We start from the raw sequence: 2747 nt of genomic DNA on the forward strand, positions 1-2747 counted from the left end.
TCACCCCGGCCAACGACTGACCACCTCAACAACCAAGATCAGCCGTTAACTTGACAGACCCACTCGTGTCGGCGTACAGGTTCGAGTACACGAAATACGTACACTTTACGTGCATACCGCCCCGAGTTCGGCTTGCGTCCGGAGGCCGGGCCCCTCGACTTGCCGACGATCCAAGTCGGTGACGTCACATGACGGGCGTTTCTGAATCCGCCGTTTGCCTGGGTGCGGATTCGATGAGCGGATGTTTCCTCGGGTGTCTCTGTCTGCCCGGTGTTCCGGCTCGTGACACCGAAGGAGTTGATCGGGTCAGTGTGCCGTGGAGGGTGGGCGGGTTCTCACCATCGTCCGGTCTGTTCGCTGGCGTGTATCGAGGCGGCGAGGAGAGTGGTGTCGCTGGTGATGGCGTACGCGTCGAGCGCGGTGTCGGCGAACTTGATGGCGTGCGGGCCGGTGGAGTCGACCGCGTGCTGCATGGCCTCGGCGGGGTCTACATCGGGTGCGGTCGGCGGGGCGGAACGTCCGGTCGCTGGGGCGTACGAGGCGGTGACGGCGGCCGTGGCGGCCCAGGCGGCGGCGAGGCTGGCCGCCCAGAGCACTCGGGGTATGGCGGGTAGGGTGCGCAGGACCGCGTTTGGTGCGGTGGCGGCGTGTACCAGCATGACCGGGTTGGCGTACCCGTGGGTGCCGTGCCGGAGGACCGCCGCGTGCACGATCCCGGCCAGGCGGGCCGGCACGGCGTCCTCATCGGCGGCGGTGTCCCCGACGCGTTCTCCGCCGTGCGGCACCGCACCGGCCGCCGCGGGCCAGCGGGGAAGGTCGGCGAGTTGGGCGAGGCGGGCCCGGATTCCGAAGCGCTGGTCGGGTATGCGCGGCACCGCGTCGAGCGCGGTTCGTGGATCGGTGGCCAGGTACCGCCCGGCGCCGGGTGGCGCGAGAGGCTGCCAGCGGGCTGCCCAGTAGGCCAGTCCCTGGCCGAGTTCGCCGATGCGGGGTGCGGTCTCCTGCTCCAGCAGCGCGCGCACCGCGTGGCCGACCCGGATCACGCCGTGGGTGGCGCCGGCCGCAATGCCGGGCAGCAGGCGGGGCCACCATCGGGCGAGCACCTGCCGCCAGGGCTCGTCGGCCACCTCGCGGTCGAAGTAGTCGAGCCAGTCACCGGTACGCACCGGGTCGCCGAGCGGGTCTCGCCACTCGTCGGCGGCGATCGGCTCGATACCCCGTGGTCGTTCCTCCAGCCGGTCGGCGTACCCGTCCAGCCATCGGTGCACGGCCTCGCCGTGGCCGTGCCGAGCAAGTGCCTCGATCGCCATGGGCGCGTGGTTGGACAGCCAACCGCCCCGTTCCGGACCGGAAAGCCGGACCCGCTGGTAAGCCTCGTCGAGTTCGCTCATGCGGCGACGGTAGGAGTTCAAGCAGGGTTGAGGTCAACCTGGTCGGGCCGACAGTGCCGTTGTGGTAGCTAAGGCTCGGCCACGGTGGCCGTGATCAGGTGCGGGCGCGACTGACCCGCGCTGCAACGGAATGTAGTCGGCGAGGCCGTCCGCCGTGGGATACGGGATGGGTCGTTTTTGGTGGCGGGTGTTGGTCAGGCTGATGCGCGTGACGCGGCCTCGGGCGGCGGGTCGGGGTTGTGGTCGGAAGGGCGGGGGCCTTCGGGGCCCTCGGGCGAGAAGCGCAGCAGGGTTTCGATGCGCGTGATCCGGAAGCGTCGGTTGAGGACGGTGAACTCGTCGATGGGTGTGTTGCCGAGTTGGTCGGCGGCGTGCCGGTAGGTGGTGATCTGATCGGGGGTGAGATGGCTACGGCGTGGCTCGATGTAGCGGAAAATGAAGGCGAGTTCGTCGCGTGCTTCCTGCGGGGTGGCGACGGCGTGGGTGATTGGTTGCCAGATGCCGTCGATGTGTTCGGCGGCGGCATAGCGGCAGGGGAGCAGGACGACGTCGGGGTGGGTGTGCACGGCGGCGACGCTGTCGGCGTACACGTCGGGTGGCACCTGGGCGGGGGTCGGGGTCGGTGGGCCGCGGGGGTTCGGGCCCGCCGGGACCGAAGCGGGCGAAGGTGTCCGCCCGGACGACGCGGTGTACCTGACCGGCGACGGTGACCTCGTTGACCTTGTCCCGGTCCAGGATCTGCCCGGCGGCGGTCACCTCGGCGGCCAGGGCGGGATCGGTGGTCTCGAGGAGCCGCTCCCGCAGCCGGTGGGCGAGGGTGTTGCGGGCGTCTTGCGGGGTGACATCGAACAGGGCGTGTACCTGCCAGCGTCCGCCGCGCAGGTCCACGGCATGCCCGAACAGTGGCGCCCCGACCCGGATGGTCGGGTACGCGTGGGCGCGCCGAGTGGCGTCATGCTCGGTTACCGCGCCGACCGGATCGTCGCGTCGTGCGACCCGCACGATCGCGACCGGCGGTGGGTCGTCGTGGCTCACGAGGAATCATTCTGCGCCGGACCGGCGGGTTCTGTCGTGCCGGCACGCGGCGTTCCCGGACATCGGCACGGCCACCCCTGATTGGTGGGGGCGGTTCCCGGAACGTGGTTGGTGGAGTTGGTTCTCGCTACGCCGGCACCGATGGGGAGCTCGGTGGCCGGACGTATCAGCGATTCGCGCACGACCGGGATGTGTGCGCGGGTGCGCCAAAGCCGGCGGCAGCGCCTTCCGTAAACCTACGGTCAGGGCTCCGCCGGGCGTAGTACGGCAGCCGCCATTGGCGGTCTGACCTGGCGGGATGCGGTGGTGGGGGTGTGTGAA

General features: G+C 70.3%; 1 protein-coding gene and 1 pseudogene. Both read right to left on the reverse strand.

Features of this window, described 5'->3' with window-relative positions:
- Positions 1-335 precede the first annotated feature (335 nt).
- Positions 336-1391, reverse strand: a complete 1056-nt coding sequence (locus tag ACFHWY_RS28145; protein WP_416583268.1) for a questin oxidase family protein — start codon at positions 1389-1391, stop codon at positions 336-338.
- Positions 1392-1585: 194 nt separating this feature from the next.
- Positions 1586-2426: pseudogene (locus ACFHWY_RS28150) on the reverse strand (DUF5954 family protein).
- Positions 2427-2747 lie beyond the last annotated feature (321 nt).

Source organism: Micromonospora sp. LOL_024, assembly GCF_048060415.1.
Classification (GTDB): domain Bacteria; phylum Actinomycetota; class Actinomycetes; order Mycobacteriales; family Micromonosporaceae; genus Micromonospora.

Coding starts and splice junctions, on each gene's coding strand:
- ACFHWY_RS28145 (WP_416583268.1), bottom strand. CDS start 1,391: ATGAGCGAACTCGACGAGGCTTACCAGCGGGTCCGGCTTTCCGGTCCG.